The organism is Corallococcus sp. 4LFB (genome assembly GCF_046520365.1).
Classification (GTDB): domain Bacteria; phylum Myxococcota; class Myxococcia; order Myxococcales; family Myxococcaceae; genus Corallococcus; species Corallococcus caeni.
The window spans coordinates 1-23308 of the sequence record NZ_JBKGHJ010000071.1 but is presented as its reverse complement, the minus strand read 5'-3'; the positions used below and the strand labels follow the sequence as shown (position 1 = coordinate 23308).

21 protein-coding genes are annotated in these 23308 nt (G+C 68.1%); 14 read left to right on the top strand and 7 right to left on the bottom strand.

The annotated features are described in order from the left end of the window. Both ACLEQD_RS10725 and ACLEQD_RS10720 read left to right on the top strand, forming a co-directional pair. Positions 1-1294 (top strand): ABC transporter permease (locus tag ACLEQD_RS10725; RefSeq protein ID WP_410383422.1); only part of this gene is annotated, 1294 nt, incomplete at its 5' end. A 3-nt stretch (positions 1295-1297) separates the two neighbouring features. Continuing rightward, on the top strand, positions 1298-2497 hold the full coding sequence (locus ACLEQD_RS10720; RefSeq protein WP_410383421.1) for a lipocalin-like domain-containing protein: 1200 nt from the start codon (positions 1298-1300) through the stop codon (positions 2495-2497). Position 2498: 1 nt separating this feature from the next. On the opposite strand, the gene ACLEQD_RS10715 is transcribed toward ACLEQD_RS10720, so the two are convergent. Further along, the gene (locus ACLEQD_RS10715; protein ID WP_410383420.1) at positions 2499-2912 is read right to left on the bottom strand and encodes a DUF6194 family protein; all 414 of its coding nucleotides are present in this window, start codon (positions 2910-2912) and stop codon (positions 2499-2501) included. 81 nt (positions 2913-2993) lie between these two features. Between ACLEQD_RS10715 and ACLEQD_RS10710 the strand changes: the two genes are divergently transcribed. The 12 genes from ACLEQD_RS10710 (at position 2994) to ACLEQD_RS10655 (ending at position 15569) form a co-directional block, all read left to right on the top strand. Then, on the top strand, positions 2994-3245 hold the full coding sequence (locus ACLEQD_RS10710) for an NAD-dependent epimerase/dehydratase family protein (RefSeq protein ID WP_410383419.1): 252 nt from the start codon (positions 2994-2996) through the stop codon (positions 3243-3245). Beyond that, entirely contained in the window at positions 3242-5848 is a 2607-nt protein-coding gene (locus ACLEQD_RS10705) for a P-loop NTPase fold protein (protein ID WP_410383418.1), read from the top strand. Before ACLEQD_RS10710 ends, ACLEQD_RS10705 begins: the two co-directional genes overlap by 4 nt. 87 nt (positions 5849-5935) lie before the next feature. Then, on the top strand, positions 5936-6919 hold the full coding sequence (locus ACLEQD_RS10700; protein WP_410383417.1) for an SDR family NAD(P)-dependent oxidoreductase: 984 nt from the start codon (positions 5936-5938) through the stop codon (positions 6917-6919). 391 nt (positions 6920-7310) lie between these two features. Continuing rightward, positions 7311-7550: a hypothetical protein gene (locus ACLEQD_RS10695; protein ID WP_410383416.1), complete on the top strand. Its 240-nt coding sequence runs from the start codon at positions 7311-7313 to the stop codon at positions 7548-7550. A 212-nt stretch (positions 7551-7762) separates the two neighbouring features. Continuing rightward, on the top strand, positions 7763-9247 hold the full coding sequence (gene glpK, locus ACLEQD_RS10690; RefSeq protein ID WP_410383415.1) for a glycerol kinase GlpK: 1485 nt from the start codon (positions 7763-7765) through the stop codon (positions 9245-9247). Positions 9248-9322: 75 nt separating this feature from the next. After that, a complete protein-coding gene (locus tag ACLEQD_RS10685; RefSeq protein ID WP_410383414.1) occupies positions 9323-9634 on the top strand; it encodes a 4a-hydroxytetrahydrobiopterin dehydratase in 312 nt (103 codons plus the stop codon). Positions 9635-9642: 8 nt separating this feature from the next. Further along, complete coding sequence (locus tag ACLEQD_RS10680) at positions 9643-10587, top strand: hypothetical protein (protein ID WP_410383413.1); 945 nt, start codon at positions 9643-9645, stop codon at positions 10585-10587. Next, positions 10509-10886, top strand: coding sequence for a hypothetical protein (locus tag ACLEQD_RS10675; RefSeq protein WP_410383412.1), 378 nt, complete (start codon positions 10509-10511; stop codon positions 10884-10886). Before ACLEQD_RS10680 ends, ACLEQD_RS10675 begins: the two co-directional genes overlap by 79 nt. 656 nt (positions 10887-11542) lie before the next feature. Then, entirely contained in the window at positions 11543-12631 is a 1089-nt protein-coding gene (locus ACLEQD_RS10670; RefSeq protein ID WP_410383411.1) for a hypothetical protein, read from the top strand. 81 nt (positions 12632-12712) lie between these two features. After that, positions 12713-13048, top strand: coding sequence for a hypothetical protein (locus ACLEQD_RS10665; protein WP_410383410.1), 336 nt, complete (start codon positions 12713-12715; stop codon positions 13046-13048). 2 nt (positions 13049-13050) lie between these two features. Further along, entirely contained in the window at positions 13051-14562 is a 1512-nt protein-coding gene (locus tag ACLEQD_RS10660) for an FAD-binding protein (RefSeq protein ID WP_410383409.1), read from the top strand. Beyond that, positions 14559-15569, top strand: coding sequence for a hypothetical protein (locus ACLEQD_RS10655; protein WP_410383408.1), 1011 nt, complete (start codon positions 14559-14561; stop codon positions 15567-15569). The genes ACLEQD_RS10660 and ACLEQD_RS10655 overlap by 4 nt, the downstream gene beginning before the upstream one ends. Positions 15570-15604: 35 nt before the next feature. Here the strand turns inward: ACLEQD_RS10655 and ACLEQD_RS10650 are convergent, their stop codons facing one another. The 6 genes from ACLEQD_RS10650 to ACLEQD_RS10625 form a co-directional block, all read right to left on the bottom strand. After that, the gene (locus ACLEQD_RS10650) at positions 15605-17071 is read right to left on the bottom strand and encodes an ammonia-forming cytochrome c nitrite reductase subunit c552 (RefSeq protein WP_410383407.1); all 1467 of its coding nucleotides are present in this window, start codon (positions 17069-17071) and stop codon (positions 15605-15607) included. Continuing rightward, complete coding sequence (nrfH, locus tag ACLEQD_RS10645) at positions 17068-17595, bottom strand: cytochrome c nitrite reductase small subunit (protein ID WP_410383406.1); 528 nt, start codon at positions 17593-17595, stop codon at positions 17068-17070. The genes ACLEQD_RS10650 and nrfH overlap by 4 nt, the downstream gene beginning before the upstream one ends. 84 nt (positions 17596-17679) lie before the next feature. Further along, a complete protein-coding gene (locus tag ACLEQD_RS10640; protein ID WP_410383405.1) occupies positions 17680-19080 on the bottom strand; it encodes a family 2B encapsulin nanocompartment shell protein in 1401 nt (466 codons plus the stop codon). Positions 19081-19107: 27 nt separating this feature from the next. Next, the gene (locus ACLEQD_RS10635) at positions 19108-20505 is read right to left on the bottom strand and encodes a family 2B encapsulin nanocompartment shell protein (RefSeq protein WP_410383404.1); all 1398 of its coding nucleotides are present in this window, start codon (positions 20503-20505) and stop codon (positions 19108-19110) included. 4 nt (positions 20506-20509) lie between these two features. Next, positions 20510-21385, bottom strand: coding sequence for a terpene synthase family protein (locus tag ACLEQD_RS10630; protein ID WP_410383423.1), 876 nt, complete (start codon positions 21383-21385; stop codon positions 20510-20512). Next, positions 21309-22817 carry a terpene synthase family protein gene (locus tag ACLEQD_RS10625; protein WP_410383403.1) on the bottom strand — a complete coding sequence of 503 codons (1509 nt, stop codon included), beginning with the start codon at positions 22815-22817 and terminating at the stop codon, positions 21309-21311. Before ACLEQD_RS10625 ends, ACLEQD_RS10630 begins: the two co-directional genes overlap by 77 nt. Positions 22818-23308: the final 491 nt, after the last annotated feature.

Below are 23308 nucleotides of genomic sequence, written 5' to 3'. Positions count from 1 at the left end.
GCTCGCGTGGCCCACGCAGGCCCTGCTGCCCGCGTACGCGGGACTTTTCGCCGTGCTGCTGGGCAGCGCGCTGCTGGTGCCCTGGGTGACGGAGAAGCTGACGGTGGCGTCGGCGCGGCCCCTGGGCGCGCTGTTCGGTCCGCTGGGGCGCATGGCGGCGCGCGGCGTGACGGCGAGCCTGTCTCGCACGGCGGTGGCGCTGGCGGCGCTGATGGTCGCGGTGGCGACGACGGTGGGCGTGGGCCTGATGGTGTCCAGCTTCCGGGGCACGGTGGCCGCGTGGCTGGAGTCCGCGTTGCAGGCGGACGTGTTCGTGTCACCGCCGTCGCTGGTGGCGCGGCGCGGGGACTCCTCGCTGGTGCCGGGGCTCGCGGAGAAGCTGCGGTCCACCCCGGGCGTCGAGGCGAGCGGCTCCATCCGGGTCATCCACGTGCGCATCAACGGCGTGGACACGGACCTGCTGGCGGTGGACTTCGCGAAGGGGCACGAGCGGACGTACCGCTTCAAGGAAGGGCGCGCGGAGGACGTGTGGCGGCAACTGGAGGCGTCACCCGACGCGCTCATCGTGTCGGAGCCCTTCGCGTTCCACCGGGACGTGCACGCGGGCGACACGCTGCGCGTCGCGACGGACAAGGGACCGCACGACTTCCGCGTGGCGGGCGTGTACTTCGACTATGGCTCGGACGTGGGCACGGTGCTGATGCCGCGCGCCACGTATGAGCACTGGTACGAGGACCGGGGCGTGTCCGGCCTGTCCCTCTTCGCCGCGCCCGGGCAGGACGTGGACGAGCTGGTGGCCCGGGTGCGCGACCGCGCGGGCGGTGAGCAGGCCTTGAACGTGCGCGCGAACCGGGCGCTGCGGCAGGCCTCCATGGAGGTGTTCGACCGCACCTTCACCATCACGCAGGTGCTGCGGCTGCTGGCCATTGGCGTCGCGTTCGTGGGCGTGCTGAGCGCACTGATGTCATTGCAGCTGGAGCGGGCGCGCGAGTTCGCGGTGCTGCGCGCGACGGGGCTCACGCCGGGACAGCTGTGGGGCATGGTGTCCTTGCAGACGGGGCTGTTGGGCTTGCTCGCGGGGTTGTTCTCCATCCCGCTGGGTCTGGCGTTGGCGTACGTGCTGGTGCACGTCATCAACCAGCGCTCGTTCGGGTGGACGTTGCAGCTGGTGGTGGCGCCCGGCGTGGTGTTGCAGGCGCTGGTGCTGGCCCTGGTGGCGGCGGCGCTCGCGGGGCTGTACCCGGCGTGGCGCATGGCGCGCGCGAACCCGGCCATGGCGCTGCGGGAGGAGTGAGGCATGGGACGGGGACTCGTCATCGGGGTGGTGCTGGTGCTCGCCGCGCTGGGCGTGGCGGTGGGCGTGGTGCTGCGGGACACGGAGGACACCGGGCCCGGGAACGCGAGCGGCATGACGGTGGCGTCCGCGATGGGCGGCAACGGGAGCCTGGAGGGCTACGCGCGCGCGATGGAGCCCCGGCCCTTCCGCTTCCCGGAGGACCACGGCCCCCACCCCGACTTCCGCACCGAGTGGTGGTACTGGACGGGAAACCTGGAGACGCAGGACGGGCGGGCCTTCGGCTACCAGTTCACGCTGTTCCGCAGCGCGCTGTCGCCGGAGAAGACGCAGCGGGAGTCCGGCTGGGGCACGCGGCAGGTGTTCATGGGGCACTTCACGCTGACGGACGTGAGCGCCGGGCGGTTCCACGTCAGCGAGCGCTTCAGCCGCGCGGCGCAGGGGCTCGCGGGCGCGGAAGGGGCGCCGTTCCATGTCTGGCTTCAGGACTGGGACGTGCGCAGTGAGGGCACGGGCGGCACGTGGCCCATGCACCTGCGCGCGCAGGGCGACGGCGTGACGCTGGAGCTGACGCTCGACGAGGGCAAGCCGCCGGTGCTCCAGGGTGACAGGGGCCTGAGCCAGAAGGGGCCGCAGCAGGGCAACGCGTCCTACTACTACTCCCTGCCGCGCATGCCTTCGCGGGGCACGGTGTCGGTGGACGGGCAGACGGTGCAGGTGCGGGGCGAGAGCTGGATGGACCGCGAGTGGAGCACCAGCGCGCTGAGCGGGGACCAGGTGGGCTGGGACTGGTTCGCGCTCCAGTTCTCCGACGGCAGCGAGCTGATGCTCTACCAGCTGCGCAAGAAGGACGGGACGACGGATCCGTTCAGCGCGGGCACGTACATCCCCGCGACGGGAGAGGCCGTGCACCTGACCGCCAGCGACATGAAGCTGGAGCGGCGCGGCACCTGGAAGAGCCCGCGCGGCGGCGAGTACCCGGCGGGCTGGCGCGTCCAGGTCCCGAAGGTGGCCCTGGAGCTCACCGTGACGCCGAAGCTCCCGGACCAGGAGCTGCCGGTGCTGGTGCGCTACTGGGAGGGCGCGGTGACGGTGGACGGCACGCGCGAGGGCCAGCCCGTGCAGGGGCGCGGCTACCTGGAGATGACCGGGTACGCGGATGCGCCTCGGGACGAGCAGACGGTCCGCAGCCGCACGCCGTGATTCAGCCCCGCGCGCCCCGCTGCATCTGGAGGTCGTAGGCCTCGCGGAGGTAGGGGCGCAGCACGTAGAACGTCTCGTGGCTGGGATTGAGCACGCTCAGCCAGAACATCCGCGCATGGACCGGGTGCGGCAGGAGCACGTCCAGTGCCGTGAAGTCGACATTCGGGTCGAGCTCGGGGAACAGCTTCTGGAAGCTGTCCTTCCCCACGCACAGGTTCAACCGGAACACGTCCGGACGGTCCAGCTTCGACTGGTGGTCCAGCTCGGTGTCCCGCGTGACGATGGTCGCGAAGGGGTGCTGCCGCTCGTCTCCCGCGAAGAAGAAGACGTCCGGCGTCCGCGCATCCATGTGCACGTCCCTGAACGCATCCCGGATGTACGCCGCCAAGGCTTCCAGGCTGATGGCTCCCGTCATGATGTCCTCCCCCGAGTCGTACCGGCACGGGTCTATCACGCGGCGCGCGGCACGGGTGACTCCGGCTAGATTGCCGGCCCCATGAACGTCCTCGTCACCGGGGCCACCGGCCTCATCGGCAACGCTATCGCGCAGCGGCTCGTGAAGCAGGGCGCCTCCGTCCGCGAACTGGCCGGCGCATCGAACCCGCCACAGCACTCCGTCTGCTGGAGCCACTTGGGCGTAACATTGAAATCAAGACCACACCAAACAGCAACAGTCAGACACCCAAGCTCAAAAAAACAAACCACCACAAACCCACACCACCAGATAAAAAACACCAAATCAACATGAATCAAGATAAAAAATTAAACACCCAAGCAAGTCAAAGCCGCTGGGCCGACATCGCCGCACTATGGCTGGCAGGCACCAGCACAACCATTCTCATAATACACGCAATCGACTGCACAAAAACAACATACATAAACAACGCAACGACATTGTCGGCCGCAACCCTCACCGCAGCCGCACTGTGGCGCTGGTTTGAAATCAAGCCCAACTTACTCTTCGGACTAAAACATCTTAAGTCATATCCGCCCACAATATTGCCCGCCATTGCCGGCACACTGACAGTCATAGCCACAACGCTTCTATTCCCGCAGTCAGTACTAAGCCCCACCTGCGCTATCCCTACGCCTCCCATGGAGGACGTCGTGGCGTTCTTCGGCCACATCGCAATCTTCGCATCAATTGCGGTCACCACAATCACTGTCACGGCAATCGCAATAAATTTGCTCCGATTGAAATACGCCACAAAAAAGACACAAACCCCTCTAGCCTATCCGGAATGGCTAAAAACAGACGCCTCCATTCAACTCGAAGACGAAGACCTGTTTGACCACACAAAATTCGCAACCCACCTGACAACACTTATAGACTCAGACGCCGAACCAACCATCGCACTGATTGGAGAAACGGGGTCCGGGAAGAGCTCCATACTCAATCTAGCCTCCAAACAACTCACTAAATCAAACCCCAACACCTGCATAATCAGACTCAGCCTGTGGCCATTCGAATCTACTCAGGCCGCAATAGCAGGAGTCCTAAACGCAATACTTGAACAACTATCAAACCATGTCCCAGTCTACCACCTCAAGGGACTCTCGACAGACTATATCGACGCCATTGAAGGCACAGGCCTACCGCTAATAAAAGCCATACGCCTCGCCAAGCCAGATCAACCTTCACTGCTCTTAAAGAAAATTGACACAACAGCCCTGGCCACAAGGATAAAGATATTTCTTTGGATCGAAGACTTCGAGCGATTTGCAGGCCTACACAAATCTACAGGAGAGCCAGAGTACGCAAGACTCGGTCCCCTACGCGCTCTACTAAATGAACTCTCTGAACTCAAATCCATCCAAGTACTGCTCGCATCGTCGGCTGCGGATTACAGATTCGATCTCGAAAAACTTGTTCAATTCGCCATCAACATTCCTCGTCTCCAAGAAAAAACAACAAGCGTCACAGTACAAACGAATAGGCAGTTTGCTCTACAAAAATTCCCGGGTGAGATCGATCCGGCAACGCCGGACGAAAGGAACAGACTATGGCCGCAAGCCCCCGACAAGTCTCCTCCTACTTGGCACTCAGACGCAGACCCCGACAGCTTAGCGGGTGCAGTCAGCATACTTTGTTCGACTCCGCGAAAACTCAAACAAACACTAAGACATTTCTCAGATACTTGGGACAAACTACACGGCGAAATAGATATCGACGACCTGTTGATGATATCCGTCATACAAAACACCTCACCAACAATCCATGCGGCCATCGCAAAGCATGTCCGCACACTACGCATGGGCGCAGGTCGCGCAGTTCAAGAGAACAATGAGTCCAAATTTAAAAACGAAATAACGCCACATTTAAACTCACTCAAAGACGACGAAAGGGAAGCAGTAAAACTCCTCTTGAACGAGCTTTTCCCTGGTTGGGACAAAGGCAAGGGCGGTTCAGCAGCCAGCAAGAAACGCCCCCAGGCGCTTGCATCTACACAAACCGACTATTGGGGAAGGTACGCCTCACGTACGCCTCCTTCCGAAGCAGAAAGCGATCAGAGAGCCCTCTCATCGATCGGCGACTGGGCTCAAGGCAAAACCGCTCCACTCATGAGCGTGCTTGCTTCACAAAGCCAGCCCAGTTCTTTGATCACCTTCCTGAGTACGCGTGTTACCGAGGACCAACTACTGACAATACTCGAAGAGACCACATCCACACTCACAAGGATGAAAATTACACACCTGACAGATCGATCCATTGGACCAGAAGGAATCGTCTCAATATGGCTAGCAATGCTAAACAACCGTCCCCCTGAGCAGGCTCTTGCCAAATCACTGCGCAAGCTTATTTCCGATGCAATCCCGGAAAATTTAGTAATCGCCTTCTCTCTTGTTAATATTTTCGCAACAACAAGCAACAACGTCGACAGCCTCATCCCCAAGAGCGAAGCAAAAGAAATCAGCGCTCATCTTTCGAGCGCCATAATGGATTTCTTCAAGGACAAGCCGTCAGAACTTGCAAGCAATCTTGACGGTAGTCGTCCTCATACATTGTTCTGGAGTATCTGGGGCCTCGACAGAATTCGCGCTGAAGACACAAGTGGCTTACCAGGGGAGCAGTGGCCTCAGTTCTCAACAACTCTTCTCGAGAGTGCCTCCAGTTCGCCGGAGATCATGTTGCCCCAGATACTCACATTCGCAACACGGCGACGGAGCCTTATTAGAAACACCGACAAAGGCGGGCGCGCAGTGTTGCCCCAATACTCATTCGACAAAGAAGCAGCAGACCGCTTGTTCGGGACAGGCAAATTACTGGAAATTCTACATGAAACACGTTCCACCACTTTAATGGATCCTGCCTCAAATGAGTCGCGCAACTCAGCACTCGAAGATGCGTAGCCTCAAGATAGCTAGACCTCGTCAAGTGCACTTTACTGAGCAAAACATGCTCCCATCAGTACAAAACCAATTAAAGTTCATGTCATCATGAACGTCCTCGTCACCGGGGCCACCGGCCTCATCGGCAACGCCATCGCGCAGCGGCTCGTGAAGCAGGGCGCCTCCGTCCGCGCGCTCGTGCGCGACCCGGCCCGTGCCGCGAAGCTGCTCCCCGCTTCCGTGCAGCTCGTCCCGGGTGACGTCACGTCCCCGGGCACCCTGCCCGCCGCGATGCAGGACGTGGAGCGCGTCTTCCACGCCGCGGGCATGCCGGAGCAGTGGCAGCGGGACGCGTCCATCTTCGACCGCGTGAACCGCCAGGGCAGCGTCAACGTCCTGTCCGCCGCGCACGCCGCGAAGGTGCGCCGCGTGGTCTACACCTCCACCATGGACGTCTTCGCCGCGCCCCGGGGCGGCGAGCTGACCGAAGCCCACATCGACCCGCACCCCAAGCCCACCGCCTACGAACGCTCCAAGCAGGACGCCGAGCGCGCCGTGGAGGCCATCCGCCAGCAGGGCCTGGACGTCGTCTTCGTCAACCCGGCCGCCGTCTACGGCCCCAGCCCCGTGCACGTGGGGCTCAACTCCTTCTTCATCCAGCTGCTCAACAAGAAGGCCCCGCTGCTCCCGCCGGGCGGCATGTCCGTGGTCTACGTGGACGGCTGCACCGACGTGCACCTCGCCGCCGCCGAGCGCGGCGTCAACGGCGAGCGCTACCTCGTCTCCGACCAGTACGTGAGCAACGCGGACCTCGCGCTCGCCATCAGCCAAGCCGCCGGCACAGGCAAGCCGCCCGCCGTCGCGCCCGTCTTCCTCATGGAGGCCCTGGCCCGCGTGTCCGCGCCGCTCGCGCGCGTGCTCCCCTTCAGGCCGCTCGTCGCGCCCGGCCAGCTGTCCTTCATGCGCTGGGAGGCCCACGTGAACGCGGCCAAGGCCCAGCGCGAGCTGGCCTTCCGCCCCACCCCGCTCACCGAGGGCGTGGCCCGCACGGTGGCCTTCCTGCGCGAACAGGGACTCGTACCGAAGGCCTGAGAAGAACATGGGGGTCCGCCCCACAGGGATGACGGACCCCCACGCGTGCTGTCGCCTGCGAGCTCCAGCATTCAAGTGTGGAGACGCCTCGCGAAGCGCGGAACCGGGTGCGCCACGCCTCACCCCACCGAAGCTTTCGTTCGATGGGCAGGCAGCCAATGCCCTGCCATTCAATGACATGCATCCGGAGTCCTCGGGCTCCCGTAGCCGCCATTCCCACGGGCCCGCCCGCCTGCCCTCCGGCCCGGGGCACGGCGCCCCGTGCGCACTGTTCGACACGGGGTGTCGACGCACGGCGTAGGGCCCACCTTTCAATGCACGCGCGTCCTTTTCGGGTCCAACCCCCGTCAAGGCCGCATGGACCCCGTACCCCTCACCACGGAGTGACACCATGGCATTGCTATCGAACCTGCTGGGCGCGTTGAGCGGCTCCCGCCGGAGAGGCTTCACCGGCGGCGGCTGGAACCGGGGACGCAGCGCCTATGGCCGCCGTCCCATCGGCTTCGGCTCCCGGGGACGCCAGTCTTCCGGCATGGGCGGCTCGCTGGGCCGGATGGTCCTCGCGGGCCTGGGCACCTACGGCCTGCGCCGCTTCATGAACAGGCGCTCCTCACGGCCAGCGGGTTATTAGCGGGCTGCCGTGAGCGGTGGCGCCGGGAAGTACCGTGGACTTCCCCTGGCCAGGCGCCCCTCCACGGCACCCCCACACAGGCACGGGAGCGTTCCACGGACAGCTCCCGGTGCCTGACACCTCGCACTCGCGGTCGCTGCGGGCGCCTCCGCTTGGAGTAGGGTCCCCTCTTCCGTGTCCGGCCACTGGCCGACGAAAGAGGCTCCGCACGCATGGCGAAGGCGAAATACGTCCTGGCCCTGGACCAGGGCACCACGGGGACCCACGTCTCCATCCTCGACACCCGGTTGCAGGTGGTGGGCCGCTCCTACAAGGAGCTGCCCCAGTACTTCCCCAAGCCGTCGTGGGTGGAGCACGACCTGATAGACATCTGGAACACCAGCGAGTGGTGCATCGCGCGCGCCCTCAAGGACGCCGGCCTCACCGGCCGCGACATCGCCGTGGTGGGCATCACCAACCAGCGTGAGACGACGGGCCTCTGGGACCGCGAAACCGCGGAGCCCCTGGCCCGCGCCATCGTCTGGCAGGACCGCCGCACCGCGGACATCTGTCAGCGGCTCAAGGCGGAGGGCGTGGAGCCCCGCGTGCGCGAGATGACGGGCCTGGTGCTGGACCCCTACTTCTCCGGCACCAAGCTCACCTGGTTCTTCAACCACCTGAAGGGCGCCAAGAAGCGCGCCGAGCGCGGCGACGTGTGCTTCGGCACCATGGACTCCTGGCTCGTCTTCAAGCTCACCGGCGGCGCCGCCCACGTCACGGACGTGTCCAACGCCAGCCGCACGCTGCTCATGGACCTGCGCTCGCTCAACTGGGACGACGAGCTGTGTTCGCTCCTGGGCGTGCCTCGCGCGTGCCTGCCGGAGATTCGCGGCAACGCGGAGGTGTACGGCACCACGCGCGGCATGCGGAGCCTGCCGGACGGCATCCTCGTCGCGGGCATGGCGGGGGACCAGCAGGCGGCCCTCTTCGGGCAGGCGTGCTTCAACCCCGGTGAATCCAAGTGCACCTACGGCACCGGCGCCTTCCTCCTCATGAACACCGGCACCCAGCCGGTGCGCTCCACCGCGGGGCTGCTCACCACCGTGGCGTGGAAGCTGGGCAACACCACGCACTACGCGCTGGAGGGCAGCTCCTTCATCGCGGGCGCCGCCGTGCAGTGGCTGCGCGACGGCCTCAAGGTCATCAAGAAGGCCCCGGACGTGGAGGCGCTGGCCGCCAGCGTGAAGGACTCCGGCGACGTCGTCTTCGTCCCGGCGCTCGCGGGCCTGGGCGCGCCGCACTGGCGCCCGGAGGCGCGCGGCCTGTTCGCCGGCATCGACCGCTCCACCACCGTGGCGCACCTGGCGCGCGCGACGCTGGAGGGCGTGGCCCTTCAAATCCACGACCTGGCGGAGGCCATGCGCCGCGACAGCGGGCGGGACATCCCCACCTTCAAGGCGGACGGCGGCGCGGCGGCCAACAACCTGCTCATGCAGTACCAGGCGGACCTGCTGGGAGTGCCGGTGGTCCGCCCGCGCAACCTGGAGACCACGGCCCTGGGCGCGGCCTTCCTGGGCGGCCTGGGCGCGGGCGTGTGGACCAGCCCGGACGCCATCCGCCGCGCGTGGAAGGCGGACCGGACCTTCAAGCCGAAGATGAAGCCCGAGGTCCGCGCGCGCCACCTGGAAAAGTGGAAGCGGGCGGTTGCGCGAGCGTGAAGTGAGACACCGAAGCCCGGCGCATTGAACGCGCCGGGGCTTCCATCGGGCGGGGGAGCGGGTAGAACGGCCGCCATGGCCTACGACCGCACGTTGCTCTCCCCGGATGCGCTCCAGACCTTCCTCGCCCAGCACCCCGCCTGGAAGCACGAGGGCGGGATGATCCGCCGCACCTATGAAGCGCCCTCGTTCCTGGACGGCATCGCCTTCGTGGAGCGCGTGGCGAAGGCGGCGGAGGCCGCGGACCACCACCCGGACATCGACATCCGGTGGCGCAAGGTGACGCTGGCGCTGGTGACGCACGACGCGGGGGGCCTCACGGCCCGCGACACCTCCCTGGCGGCGGAGGCGGACCGCCTCTTCAGCGAAGGGGCATCGGTCCGGTGATTCACGGCGTGCGCGGTACCCTGGCGGCCCTGGCGTGCGCGGTGTCCCTCACCGCGTCGCCGGCCTCCGCCCAGGACGACGTGCCCACGGAGCCCCGCCCGGAGCGGCTGTACTTCAACTCCGGCGCGCTGCTGGGCTCGGCGCGCATGGTGGGCCTGGGCGGCGCCTACGTGGGCATCGCGGAGGGCGCGGCGGGCGTGTCCAGCAACCTGTCCGCCCTGGCCCAGCGCAGCCCCTCCCTGGAGCGCGACTGGGACCTGGGCGTCACCCTGTCCTGGCTGGACCTGCCCTTCACCGGCACCAAGCGCCGGGACGTGGACAACGACGGCCTGGCCGACGAGTCCGTGGACAACCGCCAGCTCCTGGGCGCGCTGATGTTGCAATACAAGCGCTTCGGCATCGGCTTCCTGTGGCGCAACAGCCGCACGGGCTACTGCATCACCCTGGGCTGCCGGGGCGAGGGCGAGAAGCTGCGCGTCTCCCTCACCCAGTCCGTGCTCGCGGGCTCCGTGGCCTTCGGCCAGGACGACTTCATCCTGTCGCTGGGCATCTTCTCCGCGCAGGCCAGCTTCAGTGAGCTGGGCGACGAATCCTGGCGCTACGGCGACACCGGCGTGGCGGTGGACATGCTCTACCGGCCGCACGGGCGGCCCTACCGCATTGGCGTGGCGGTGCGCCCGGAGGTGGTGGCGGGCTGGCGCCGCGACGACGACCAGAGCCCTTCATCGCGGGGCGGCAGGTCTACGCGGCCGTGGTGTCCCCCGCGGTGCTGTCGCTGGGCGCCAGCTGGCGGCTGGGCGAGGGCGCGCACCGCTACAACCGGCTGTCCCCCGCCGCCCGCCGGCAGCTCCAGGTGGACGGGGACGCGCTGCCGGTGCCGGAGGAGGAGCCCCGCGACGCGCTCGCCGGGCGGTGGCTCATCACCGCGCAGGTGGACCTCATCTCCAGCGTGAGCAACGCGGTGCCGTCGCGCTCGTTCTCCTCCACCGCCGAGCCGCAGATCGTAGGCGACACCGCCACCTTCCAGCCGCGCCTGGGCGCCGAATGGGACACCTTCCCGGGCCTCTTGCGCCTGCGCGCGGGCACCTGGCTGGAGCCGTCCCCCTTCCCGGGCCGCAACCCCCGGCCGCACCTCACCGGCGGCTTCGAGCTGTTCGTGCTGCGCTACTGGGAGGACTGGGCCCTCACCGCGTCGTTCGACCTGGCGAGCCGCTACTCCAACTGGGGCGTCTCCATCGGCTTCTGGCGGTAGTGTCTGGGTTTGGTCGCCGGGTGGGTAAACGCGAGGACCATCATGGGTGCTCGCGTCGCCCATCCACGGCGCCCGGAGCCCCACTCGCACCGTCTGGCAGCGGGCGGCCGAGCAGCCTCCCGCGCCGTATTTGCCGGTGTGGGATGGCGTGCGAACCCTGCCGTACACGGAGGGGATTCCATGTATCTGGGGCGGGGGTGGCGCCGGACTGTCGTGGGTGCGACGGTGCTGGGTTTCGCGATCGGCGGAGGGTGGGGGTGCGGGGGCGGGGCGGAGACGCCCGACCCGGACGACTGCCAGGATTCGAAGGTGGGGTGTCCCCCCGCGGAGCAGCCCGGGGTGCCGGGCGACGTTCCACCGCCGGGAAGCGGCACGCAGACGCCGCCGGGCAATGAGACCCCACAGACCCAGCCGCCTCCGGACAAGCCGGAGCAGCTGCCACCCGCCTCGGGGGCCACGCTGTGGCTGGCGAAGGAGGGCGCGGCCCAGGACGACCTGGCGCTGGACCTGGCGGTGGACGCCACCGGGGACTTCTTCACCGCCGCCGTGCACGGCTACGACGACCTGGAGGCGCGCAACCCCACGGATGACGCCGTGGAGCTGGTGCTCACGCGGCGCTCCGGCGCGGGCAGACGCTGTGGACGCACGCCTACGACGTGCGCGTGGACCCCACGCCCGAAGCGCTGCGCGCCGACGTGCACGCCCGCGTGGCGGCGGACGGCGCGGGCGGCATGCTCCTGGCCGGCAACCTCCAGGGCACGGTGGACCTGGGCACGGGCAAGCTCAGCAACGGCGCCATCGTCGCCCGGCTGAACGCGGACGGCGCGACGCTCTGGGCGCACCGGGTGCCCGGCGAGCTGACGGTGAAGGACGTGGCGGCGGACGCGGAAGGAAGGCTCTACGTGGCCTACACCGCGCCGGGCGCGGTGGACCTGGGCAACGAGGTGAAGGGCGCTTCGGCCGGCGTGGCGGTGTTCGCCGCGGACGGCACGGCGGAGCGGGCCTTCGCCGTGGGCAGCGCGGAGTCCGAGGGCGCGGGCGCGGAGCCCCTGTCCCTCTCACCCGGCGCGGACGGCAGCGTGGCGGTGGCGGGGCGCTACGTGGGCACGGTGCGCTTCGGCACCAACGTGACGCAGGGGTCCGGTTCGGGCAGCCCCTTCGTGGCGCTGTACCGGGGGAACGGCACGCTCGGCTGGGCGAAGGTGCGGCCCGGCGTGAAGGGCAGCGTCCGGGACGTGAGCCGCGACGCCGCCGGGGACGTGGTGGCGGGCGGCGACTTCCAGGGCAGCTTCTCCTGGGCGGGCGCGTCGCTGAAGGGCGCCTCCAGCCCCAGCCCCTTCGTGGTGGTGACGGGCGCGGACGGCACCGAGCGCTGGGCGCGCGACCTGGGCGTGGACGCGTCCGTGCAGGGCGTGGCCATCCACGCCACCGGCGAGGTGCTGGTGGTGGGCTACACGTACTCGTGGCTGGAGAACGGCGCCACGGGCACGGACGGCCTGGGGTCCGCGCAGCTCTTCACCCAGCGCTTCGACCCCACGGGACAGCCCCTGGCGTCGCGCCTCTTCCTGGGCGCCACGCCGGAGGCCCGCGGCGAGCTGTACGGCGTGGAGGCGGTGCCGGCGGTGACGCTGATGCCGGACGGGGACGCGGTGCTGTTCGGCTACACGGACCGCGTCACGGACTTCGGCGTGGACAAGCTCAAGCCCACGCGCGGCGACGTGTTCCTGGTGCGCGTGAAGTATTGACTGCCCTGAAGGCCCGTCGCACGCGCGAGCGATAGCGGCTCCCCTCCGTGACTCCCCATCCTTCGGGGCGCGGGGGGGAGCATGACAAAGCGTCCGGGGTGGAGGCGTGCGGCGGCGTTGCTGTGTCTGACGTTGGGCTCCGCCTGCGCGCACTACCGCGTCCAGGCGCCCGGTGCCGCGGGAGCCGGCGCCACCGAGCCGCAGGGGGAGGTCCTCTGGTCCCTGGGCTGGGGCCTGGTCCAGGAGCGGCCCCGGGTGGACAACTGCGAGGACCAGGCGCTCGCGGAGGTCACCCAGAGCACCAACGTGGGCTTCGCGCTCATCAGCGTCCTGACGCTCGGCCTCGCGATGCCGCAGCGGGTGGAGTGGCGCTGCGCCAAGGCCCAGCCGACGCCGGGTGACCTGGGGGTGCGGTAGCCATGCCCCCCGTCATCCACGAGAGCCCCCAGAAGCGCTGGCAGAACTGGCACCAGAGCTACGTCCAGAAGCTGGCGCTCCTGGTGGACGTCTGGAATGCCAATGCCTCCCAGTCCACGGTGCCGGGCTACGTCGACACCACCCAGGGGCTGCAAGGGCTCATCCAGCGGGCCCTCACCGAGCGCCTGGAGATCCGCGGCCTGGGCGGCGGCTGGTCCTTCACCCGGGCGCCCGCCACCAGCGGCATCCTCGTCAACACCAGGCCGCTGAACTACCTCTTCCCGGCGCCCCGCACCCATCCCGCCTACCCGGGCAGGCGCGAGGACCTCCTCTTCGCGCAGTGCGGGGTCTCCGTCGCGGAGCTGAACCACTTCCTGAAGAGCATCGGCAAGTCCCTGCCCACCTCCGGCGCCAGCAACGGGCAGACCATCGCCGGTGCCATCGGGACGGGCACGCACGGCTCCAGCCTGGAGTTCGGCGCCATGCAGGACTTCGTGGTGGGCCTGCACCTGGTGGTCTCACCGGACCGGCACGTGTGGCTGGAGCGGGCCAGCGCCCCGGTCATCCACGACGAAATTCCCCAGAACCTGGGCGCACAGCTCGTCCGGGACGACGCCCTCTTCAACGCCGCCCTGGTGGGCCTGGGCGGCTTCGGCGTCGTGCACGGCGTGCTGATGGAGGTGGAGGACCTCTACTACCTCCAGGCGTACCGCCACCGGCGGCCGCTCACCGAGGAGCTCTGGCGCGCGTTCGACCAGCTCGACTTCTCCGGCATCGCGCTGCCGGGCCCGCCGGGGCTCAAACCCTATCACTTCCAGGCGGTCATCAATCCCAACGACCTGGACCGGGGTGTCTACGTCACGGTGATGTACAAGCACGCGCGGCGCCCCGAGGGCTCGAAGCCGCCCAGCCCCGGCAGCAAGCTGACGCAGGGGGACAGCGCGCTTGAAATCGTCGGCGTGCTGACGGACCTCGTCTCGGAGCTGACCATCCCCGTGCTGTCGAGGCTGATGGAGCGCTTCTACGGGGACTTCGACGACGTCAGCGGGACGCACGGCGAGCTGTTCACCGACACCACCACCCGGGGGAAGGCCTGGGGCAGCGCGGTGGGCGTTCCGCTCGGCCGGGTGCGAGAGACCGTCGAGCTGGCCCTCGCCACCAATCGCGCGTACCCGTTCCCCGGGCTGTTCGGGCTGCGCTACGCCCTGCCCTCCCGGGCCACGCTGGCGTTCACCTCGCACGCGCCCATGACGTGCGTCCTCGACATCGACGGAGCGGCGTCCACCCGCACGAAGACCTACAGCCGCCGCGTCTGGCAGGGGCTCGCCGGGGCGGGAATCCCTCACACGTTCCACTGGGGCAAGTTCCACGAGCTGGACGGCCCGGCGGTGCGCGGCCTGTACGGCGCGGCGCGCGTGGACGCGTGGCTCAGCGCGCGCAAGGCCCTGCTCACCACCCCGGAGCTGCGCGCGGCCTTCGCCAACGACTATCTGCGCTCGCTGGGCCTCGCGTGAAGCGGCTCATCGGACTGTCGGCGGTGGGCGCGCTGCTCGCCTCGGGCACGGCGAGCGCGCGGGACGGCGACAACATCAACCTCTATCGATACGTGCTCGACATGGACGTGCCCGAGTCTCCAGCCCTGGTGGCGTTGGAGGAGGCGCCCCTGCGCGTGCTGCTCGGCGCGGCGCCCAAGCCCGTGATGGCCACGGTGCTGGCCTCGGCGGCACCGGAAACACTCAGCCCCGGCCTCGGCCTGGACATCGCGCCCTACTTCCTCTTCGGCGGTGGCATCCGGAGCCTGTCCAGCTACCGCTCTAACTCGGTGGCGGGCCGGCTGATGCGGGTGCTGACGAAGACGACGGTGTCCGCGGCGCTGCTTCCAGACACCTCCGGCGGGGGCCCATGGCGCGTGGGCTTCGGGCTGAGGACGACGTTCCACGACCCGCACGACCCGGTGCTCAACTCTCCCCTGCCGGAACGGGTCGCGGAGGAGCTGGAGCGCCACGGCGTGCCTCCGCCCGCGGACTCGGACGAGGACGTGTCCGGGCGTGGAGCGGACCTGTCGGCCCTCTTCGACCAGGCCGAGAGGGAGATGCGCTCCCGCAGTGGAGACCTCCAGGTCTCCGCCGGCTGGGGTGTCTCCGCCCGCACGGAGGGAGGCGTGTTCACGGGCGACGGGCTCCGGGACACGCGGCACACGCTCTGGATGACCGGACAGGCCGCGCTCGGCCGGCGCTTCGACGCGCTCGCGACGGTGCAGGGGCTGGACGTGTTCCGCTCCGGCCGGGCGCTGCGCGCCGGGGTGGGCGTGCAGCGGAAGACCTCCGTGGCGGACTTCCGCGCGGAGCTGGCCTTCGACGGCACCGACCAGCGCTTCCACCCGGGCGCCGCCATCGACGTGAAGCTGCCCGGGTGCACGAGCGCCCTCGCCTCGCTCACCACGGCGCCCGGCACAACGGAGGACGCCCCGGTGCTCCGGGGCCAGCTCCAGCTGCGCTGGTACTTCGCGCAATGCCGGTGAGCGAACGGGCCGGCGCGCTCCCCGCGGAGAGGTGGCTACTGCGCGCCCTGCGGGGTGCCGGCCACGGGCGCTCCCGCGGGCCGCTGGTCGGGGGCGGTGGAGGCCCCTCCGCCAGGCCGCAGCGCGTTCTGGCCCAGGCGTGAGAAGTTGATGGAGTTGCTCAGGATGCGCACCGCCTCCTGGTCCGCGTGGAAGCCCATGGAGTTCTCCGCCTCCACGAAGTCCAGGTAGAACTGCGCGCGCTTCTGCAGGTCGCGCGCCTTGGCCAGTGCGTCCTCGGGCAGCCCCGCCTCCTTCGCGCGCTGGAGGTCGTGGATGAGGTCCACCAGCGCGTCCATGGCGATGTTGCGCGTCTGGAAGGTGCGCGTCTGGATGGTTTCCGCCCGTTCGAGCAGCTCCGCCTCGCTCCACTTGTGACAGGTCTGGCAGGCGCGGTTGATGTTGAGCAGCGGGCTGCGCACGTGGTGGTCGCTGACCTTCATCGCCCCCTGGCGCTGGTAGGGCATGTGGCAGTCCGCGCACGCCACGCCGCTCTTCGCGTGGATGCCCTGGTTGTACATCTCGAACTCAGGGTGCTGCGCCTTGAGGACCTTCGCGCCGGTGAGCGCGTGGGTCCAGTCGGCGTGCCCGTCCTCGTCGTAGTAGGCCATGATCTGGTCGATGTTGATGCCCTTGGCCCAGGGGTACGTGAGGCGCTTCTCCTTGCCCTTGAAGTAGTACTCGACGTGGCACTGCCCGCACACGTACGTGCGCATCTCCTGGCGGGTGGCGTCCTGGTTCACCTTGAAGTTGGCCACGCCCTGGCTGGCCTTGAGCGCGGCGATGCCCTCGATGAAGCCGGGGCGCGTGACGCGCAGCTGCATGGTGGACGGGTCGTGGCAGTCGATGCAGGAAACCGGGTGCTCCACCAGCTTGCGCGCCTCCGCGAAGGGCATCTGGTTCATCTTCTCAAAGCCCTTGATGAGGTCCCCGTCCCCCAGCTTCTTGTAGGGCACGTACACGCTGCCGTGGCAGTGGATGCAGGTGCCCGGCTGCTGCGTCACCTGCTGCCGCTGGGTGAAGACCTGGTCCTCGAGCATGTGCGCGTGGCCGCGCTCCTCGCGGAAGTCGGTGGCGAAGGCGTAGCCGCTCCACATGGTGACCAGGCGGGGGTCCTCCTCCAGCCGGCTCTGCGCCACCACGGAGCGCGGGTCCGCCTGCGTGGGCGTGCGCGCCACCGCCTCGCTGCCGCCGTAGCGGGTGCGTTTCTGGTCCACCGTGCGCTTGTAGCCGTCGTACTGCAGCGGGAAGTTCTTCCCCCACACCGCGGGGTCCGTGATGGTGTCGTCCAGCTCCACCACCCGGTAGAAGGGGTTCTTCGCCTCCTGCTTGCGCTCCATGATGTTGACCAGGAGGGCGGTGACGCCCGCCGAGGCCAGCGCCGCCGCGGTCGCGACCACGGCCACCAGCCGGATGCCGCTGAACCACCGGCGCTTCTCCGGAGCCTTTCCGGGCTCGGTCATCGTTCCATCTCCTTACGGATGAGCTCGGGGTTGCCCGACCCTTCGGGGTGGCCCACGGAGTTGTGACAGGTGAGGCACTGGAGCTGCTCGCCGGGGCCCACCTGCTCGTGGCCCGCCGGGGGCGTCTCGATGGTCTCCACGAGGGAGGCGTGGCACTTGCGGCACGCGTTCTCCGTCACCACGCGATTGCCCGGACGCAGGCGGATGGGGTCCGGGAAGGTGCCGGTGGTGAAGTAGAAGGAGTGCCAGAAGCCGTTGCTCGCCTTCGTGTAGTACTTGGGAAGGAAGCCCGCGGGCGTGTGGCAGTCGTTGCAGGTGGCCACCGCGTGGTGGCTGCTCTTGCGCCAGCCGTCGTACTGCTCATTCATGATGTGGCAGTTGGCGCAGGCGGCCGGGTCGTCCCGCAGGTAGGACGCGCCCTTCGCGTACGCGAAGGTGAAGCCCCCCAGGCCGACCGCCACGCCCACGGCAATCCCGAGGATCACTGCCAGCAAGGTGCGGGATGCGGAGGGCACGTGGGCCAACCTAGCGCGGTGCCGCTGAGCGCGAAACGGCCCGGTGCACGGAAAGAGCACCGGGCCCGTCCAGACTTCAAGGAGTGAACCGTCTCAGCCCCCGAGCGCCACGTTCTCCAGCACGCCCAGTGCGTCCGGGACGAGCACGGCGGCGGAGTAGTACGTGCTCACCAGGTAGTTCGTGATGGCCTGCTCGTTGACGGCCATGCGCTTCACGGTGAGGCTCGGCTCCACCTCGTCGGGGATGCCGGCGTTGTGCAGGCCGATGACGCCCTGGTCATCCGGACCGATGCGCATGGCGATGATGGCGCTGGTGTTCTCCCGAGTGATGGGGAGCTTGTCGCAGGGGAGCATGGGCACGCCGCGCCACGCCTGCATCTTCTGCCCCTCCACGTCCACCACCGTCGGGTAGAGGCCGCGCTTGTTGCACTCCCGGCCGAACGCCGCGATGGCGCGCGGGTGGGCCAGCATGAAGCGCGTCTTGCGGCGGCGCGACAGCAGCTCGTCCAGGTCGTCCGGCGTCGGCGGGCCGGAGCGCGTGTTGAGGCGCTGCTTCAAGTCCGCGTTGTGCAGCAACCCGAACTCCGGGTTGTTGATGAGCTCGTGCTCCTTGCGCTCCTTCAGCGCCTCGATGGTCAGCCGCAGCTGCTCCGCGGTCTGGTTCATCGGGTCGTTGAAGATGTCGGAGACGCGGGTGTGCACGCGCAGGATGGTCTGCGCGACGGACAGCTCGTACTCGCGCGGCTTCAGCTCGTAGTCCACGAAGGTGCCGGGCAGCGCGGGCTCGCCGTGGTGTCCGGCGGCCAGCGCGATGGCGGCCTGCCCCGCCTTGTCCTGGGGCTTCTTGAGGTTCGCCTTGTAGCGCTCCACGTGCGCCTTGAGCGCCGGGGACTGGGCGATGAGGGACTCGAACACCTCCTGCGGCAGCGCCATCACCGTGCAGGCCGTGAGGGCCTTGACGGTGAAGGGCCACACGTCGTTCGACTCCACCACCGCCTGGTCGCCGAAGTGGTCGCCGTCCGCCAGCGTGTCCAGCACCACCGGGTCGCCGTACTTGCCGGCCGTCAGCTTCTGCGCCTTGCCATGCGCCAGCAGGAACACGTGCTCGGCGGACTGGCCCGCCTCCACGATGTTCTCCCCCGCCTTGACCTGCCGCTGCGTGAAGCGGCTGGCCAGGGTGCGCATGAGCAGGTCATCCACGTCCTCGAAGCCCCGCATCAGCGGCAGCTTGAGCAGCTCCTGCGGGATGACCTCCACCTTGACGCCGATGTTGCTGAAGTTCAGCCGGTCGTCGCCCACGGTGTACGTCAGCCGGCGGTTGACGCGGAACGTGCCGCCGGACACCTGCACCCACGGCAGCACGCGCAAGAGCCAGCGGGGCGAGATGCCCTGCATCACCGGCTGCGTCTTCGTCGTCGTCGCCAGCTGGCGCGCACCCGCCGTGCTGAGGCTCTGGCCTTCGTGCGCCGCTACGTCCGTCACTGGATTCGTCATGAAAGAATCTCCGGTCGCGACGTGGGACTACGAGCGGCCCAGCTCCACGCTCTCCAGGATGCCGAGCGCGTCCGGGGTGAGCACCGCCGCGGAGAAGTACGCCGTCACCAGGTAGTTCATGATGGCCTTCTCGTTGATGCCCATGAACCGGACGTTGAGGCTGGGCTCGATCTCATCCGGGATGCCCGCCTGGTGCAGGCCGACGACGCCCTGGTTCTTCTCCCCCGCGCGCATCAGCATGATGGACGTGGTGCGCGACTCGCTGATGGGCAGCTTGTTGCAGGACACGATGGGGATGCCGCGCCACGCGGGGATCATGTTCCCGTTCATGTCGATGCTGGTGGGGTAGATGCCGCGCTTGTTGCACTCCTGCCCGAACGCGGCGATGGCGCGCGGGTGGGCCAGGAAGAACGACGGCTCCTTCCACACCGTGGCCAAGAGCTCGTCCATGTCGTCCGGCGTCGGGGCGCCGGAGCGGGTGTGGATGCGCTGCTTCAAGTCCGCGTTGTGCAGCAGGCCGAACTCGCGGTTGTTGATGAGCTCGTGCTCCTTGCGCTCCTTCAGCGCCTCCACGGTCAGCCGCAGCTGCTGCTGGGTCTGGTTCATGGGGTCGTTGAAGAGGTCCGCGACGCGCGTGTGGATCTGCAGCACGGTCTGCGCGACGGCCAGCTCGTACTCGCGCGGGTGCGTCTCGTAGTCCACGTAGGTGCCGGGCAGCACGGGCTCGCCGTGGTGGCCGGCGGCCAGCTCGATGGCCTTCTGGCCGGAGGTGTCCTGCTTCTTCCTGGAGCGGGCCTTGAAGTCCTCGATGTGCTTCTGCAGCGACGGCACCTGCGCCACCACCGCCTCGAAGGCGGACTGCTGGAGGATGAGCGCGATGACCGGCGTGACGGCCTTCGCCGTGAACTGCCAGTAATCCTGCGACTCCAGCAGCGCCTGGTAGCTGTAGTGGTCGCCGTCCGCCAGCGTCTCCAGCACCAGCGGCTCGCCGTACTTGCCGGTGCCGATGCGGTTCACCTTGCCGTGGGCGATGAGGACGATGGAGTCCGCTTCCTTGCCGGCCTCGGTGATGACCTCACCGGCCTTGTACTCCTTCTGCACGAAGCGGTTGGCCAGCGCGGTGAGCGCCTCCACGTCCTCGTAGCCGCGCAGGAGCGGCAGCTCGCCCAGCTCCTGGGGAATCACCTGCACCTTGGCGCCGGTGCTGGTGAAGGTGACGCGGCCGTCGCCCACCGCGTAGGTCATGCGGCGGTTGACGCGGTACGTGCCGCCGGACACCTGCACCCAGGGCAGCAGCTTGAGCAGCCACCTCGAGGAGATGCCCTGCATCTGCGGCTCGGACTTGGTCGTCGTCGCCAGCTGGCGCGCCGCCTGCGTTCCAAGGCTCTGGCTGTTGTCGTCGAACTTCTTCAGGTCATTGGACATGGGGTCACCTTCTCCAGGTTGAGGATTCAAAAGGCTTCGGACTGCGGTTGAACTCAGGGCTTGCCGGCGCGGAACAGCTCGGCGACGCGGGCCGCGGACATGCCCAGGCCGGAGCGGTTCCCGGCCTTGCGCTTCGGCGCCGCGTCTGGCGCAGCTCGTCTTCCGTGTAGCGCGTCACCCCCGCGTGCCACCGGGGGATGCCCGCCATCCACTGCTGGAGCTGCTCCACGTACTGGTGCAGCTTCTCCTGGGCCTTGGCGTCCAGGTCGAAGGCGCGGATGACCACCGGCAGCTCCTTGGCCACCAGGTGCTGGAACTGCTTCATGCGCGCGGTCATCAGCGCGTTGACCACGCTCACGGCCTCGTCCTTGTCCACGCCCAGGAACTTCTGGACCACCAGGACGCAGTTGTTGAGCTCGCCCTCGAACTCAATCTCCTTCTGGTAGGAGAAGAGGTCGTTGACGAAGCACGCGTAGTCCGCGGCGGAGTTCTCCAGCCCGCGCAGCGTGCGGGTGTTGAAGACGTCCTCCGGCACCGCGTCGCCCTTGGAGAGGCGCGACAGGCTCATGGTGAGGTCCGAGCCGAACGTCTTGCGGCGCATCTCCACGTAGTCCACGGGGTCCGGCACGCGGTTGATGAGCTGGTTGTTCAGCTCCCACACCCAGCTGTCCGTCATGTCCTGGATGGCCTTGCGGAACAGCTTGCGGCCGCGCGGCGACAGCGTGCCCGCCGTGCGCTTCCACAGGTCCGCCAGGCCCAGCTCCACCGGGTTGGTGGGCACCGCGGCGTTGGCGGCCTCCACGTCATCCGGCATGAACTGGTGGAGCCGCGCGTTGAACACCTTCGCGCCCGCCATGTCCCGCGTGTTCGCGTAGAGCATGGGGAAGTAGTCGTCCGCGTAGGTGCCCCACACCAGCCAGCACGCCGTCAGGTCCAGCTGCTCCGGCGTCGCGTCCGGGTGGATGAGCGCGCCGCAGAGGGCCACGTCCGCCGCGTCGAACTTGTGGTCGTCCCAGACGTAGAGCCCCACGACGGGCAGCACCTCCAGCATGCCCACCCGCCGCGCCCAGTCCTTGGAGTTCCTGCGCGCGCGGTCCAGGTGGGGGCTCAGGTACGTGCTGTACGGCGTGTAGAACTTCGGCAGCTTCGTGGGGCCCACGTGCTGGCGGGGCACGTGGCTCAGGGAGCGGGCCCGGGCCCAGCCCCAGCGCGCCGGGCGTCAGCGGGAGGCGCAGCGCGGAGGTCCCCAGGCCGGAGGGCACGGGGACGGACAGCGCCGGGCGCTCCTCCGAGTGCTGGTTCATGTAGCGGTTGGAGCGCAGGTGCCACTCGTGGCCGCCGGACTGCCAGTCTTGCAGGCCCCGCAGGTAGGTGAGCACCCGCGCCTGCTCCACCGGGTCGAGGGCGTACTCCGCGAAGAGCCACGGCAGCTCCGTGGCGAAGGTGGTCTCGAACTGCTGGAGCCGGGAGGTCAGCAGGTCGTTGACCAGGTCCGCCGCGCGCTGGGTGTCGCAGTCGAGGAACTTCTCCACCACCAGCACGCCGTTGGAGAGCTCGCCCTCCTCCAGCTCGCGCTCGTAGGAGAACAGGTCGTTGCGCAGGTGCACCGCGTCGGAGAACGTGTCCTTGAAGACGCGCATCGGCCGGCTCTTCACGACGCGCGCCGGAATCTCCGCGGCGACGGCGTGCTCCACCAGGTCCGACGACCAGGGCGCGCCGCCCACCTTGCGGCGCATCTCGATGTACTCGATGGGGTTGGAGACGCGCGCCTCGCTGATGTTCTCGATTTCCCACATCGACTCATCGAGCAGGTGCTTGGTGTTCTCGAAGAAGCGGCGGCGCCAGTCCATGGACATGGAGGGCACGGTGCGCTGCCACAAATCCCAGAGGGCGCGCTCCACCGGGTTGACCGGCTCCGGCGGCGTCTGGGACAGGTCCAGCGGCATGAACAGCGGCAGCCGGTCCAGGTAGGCCTGCCCGCCCTTCACGTCGCGCGAGTACTTGAAGACCTCCAGGAAGTGGTCGTCGAAGTAGAAGACCCAGACGTACCAGTCCGTGATGAGGTCCAGCTCCGGGCCCGGCGCCTCCGGGTGCGTGTACGCACAGAGCAGCGCGTAGTCCATGCCGTCGAAGCGGCGCTCGGACCAGACCTCGCGGTCCGTGCCGTCCCGCGGCGGCCCCAGGATGCCCATCTGGTACGACCACGCCTTGGTGTGCGCGCGAGCCGCTTCCAGGTTCGGGTTCAGGCGCGCCGGCCAGGGCACATAGAAATCCGGCAGCTGGAACGGCTGTTTCTGTCGCGCCTTGGACATGCACACCCCTCGTTGGACCCCGAGGGCTTGTACAGACGTGCACTGACCAACACCAAGACAAACCAGCTCACCCGGAGAGCTTGAGCAATCCAGTGAATAAGGGCTGGCCGGGACGAGACATGAGCCCACCTGGAAGCGTGGCGGGAACCCGGTGGTGGTGGCCATTCCCGCCACTCACGGCCATGACGGACCGCGGCCGGAACCGCCTCGCTTCCCAACACCTGAGAGGACGAAACACCGCGGTGCGGGGAGCGCATCCCTTTCAAGGGACAGCCGGCTCCCCGCGTCTCCGCCAGCGAAGGCAATGCTAGCGGCGCGTGGAGCGGCGCGAGGGCTCTTGCGAGCGGACGTCTTGCGCGTGGACGTCTTGCGCGCGGACGTGCCACGGCTGGACGTCTTGCGGGCGGTGCGGCCGGCGGCGGCGCGGCGGGCCGGAGCCTTGCGGGCGCCGCGCTTCGCGGTGGCCTTCTTCGCGGCGCCACGCTTCGCGG